1 pseudogene is annotated in these 1,067 nt (G+C 69.6%); it reads left to right on the top strand.

Going from position 1 to position 1,067, the window contains the following annotated elements:
• A pseudogene (locus SSOG_RS07000) lies at positions 1-941 on the top strand (sugar isomerase); the annotation flags it as partial.
• Positions 942-1,067 lie beyond the last annotated feature (126 nt).

A 1,067-nucleotide genomic window follows, 5' to 3' on the forward strand; every position in this document is an offset into this window, starting at 1 on the left:
CGCGGCCCTCGCGAAGCACGCCGAGGAACGCGGCATCGGGCTGGGAGCGATCAACTCCAATGTCTTCCAGGGACGACGACTACAAGCTGGGCTCGGTCACCCACCCCGACCCGGCGGTCCGCCGCAAGGCCGTGGACCACCTCCTGGAGTGCGTCGACATCATGGACGCCACCGGCTCCCGCGACCTCAAGCTCTGGTTCTCCGACGGCACCAACTACCCCGGCCAGGACGACATCGCCGCCCGCCAGGACCGCCTCGCCGAGGCGCTGAGCACCGTCTACGACCGCCTCGGCGACGACCAGCGCATGCTGCTGGAGTACAAGTTCTTCGAGCCCGCCTTCTACACCACCGACGTCCCGGACTGGGGCACCGCCTACGCCCACTGCCTGAAGCTCGGCCCCAAGGCCCAGGTCTGCGTCGACACCGGCCACCACGCCCCGGGCACCAACATCGAGTTCATCGTCGCACTGCTCCTCCGCGAGAAGAAGCTCGGCGCCTTCGACTTCAACTCCCGCTTCTACGCCGACGACGACCTCATGGTCGGCGCCGCCGACCCGTTCCAGCTCTTCCGCATCATGTACGAGGTCATCCGCGGCGGCGGCCTCACCCCGGACATCGCCTTCATGCTCGACCAGTGCCACAACATCGAGCCCAAGATCCCGGCGATCATCCGCTCGGTGATGAACGTCCAGGAGGCCACCGCCAAGGCCCTCCTGGTCGACCGCGACGCGCTCGCCACGGCCCAGCAGTCGGGCGACGTGCTCGGCGCCAACGCGGTCCTGATGGACGCGTACAACACCGACGTACGCCCCCTCCTCGCCGAGGTCCGCGAGGAGCTGGGCATCGACCCCGACCCGATGGCCGCGTACCGGGCGTCCGGCTGGGCGGACCGGATCGTCGCGGAGCGCGTGGGCGGCGAACAGGCGGGCTGGGGCGCGTAGCGCCGTACGCCTCCCGCCACGAAAACACTGGGCCGCACCACCACACACAGAGGACGACATGACCGCAGAACTCCACCCCACCGCGGCCTCGCTGCTGGAGCGGAGCCACCGCCTCGGTGCCGATCC

The organism is Streptomyces himastatinicus ATCC 53653 (assembly GCF_000158915.1).
Taxonomy (GTDB): Bacteria; Actinomycetota; Actinomycetes; order Streptomycetales; family Streptomycetaceae; genus Streptomyces; species Streptomyces himastatinicus.